The sequence below is a fragment of the Cupriavidus sp. SIMBA_020 genome (assembly GCF_046535395.1).
Lineage (GTDB): Bacteria > Pseudomonadota > Gammaproteobacteria > Burkholderiales > Burkholderiaceae > Cupriavidus > Cupriavidus campinensis.
This window is the reverse complement of the sequence record NZ_JAWRWU010001350.1, coordinates 1-247: the sequence shown is the minus strand read 5'-3', so window position 1 is coordinate 247 and position 247 is coordinate 1. Positions and strand designations below refer to the sequence as shown.

Annotated in this window: 1 pseudogene; it reads right to left on the bottom strand. The window is 71.3% G+C overall.

The features are described from left to right. Window positions 1-247, bottom strand: a pseudogene (locus SB751_RS33905) (polymerase); the annotation flags it as partial.

Genomic DNA, 247 nt, shown 5'->3' with positions numbered 1-247 from the left:
CACGCCGGCGTAGGCCGCGCGCGCGAGCGCGCTGCGCGCCGACAGCGCGAGGTCGGCGGCCTGGTAGAACAGCAGCGCGCCGAACATCCCGGCCGCGATGTGGTTCTTGAACACCCACGCGCGCGACAGCGGCAGCTCGGTCGAATGCGCGGGCCCGATCGAAGTCAGCCCGAGATAGTTGGTCGTCGACAGCACCAGGATCACGCACAGCGTGCCGAACCACGCACGGCGCACGATCGGCGCCCAG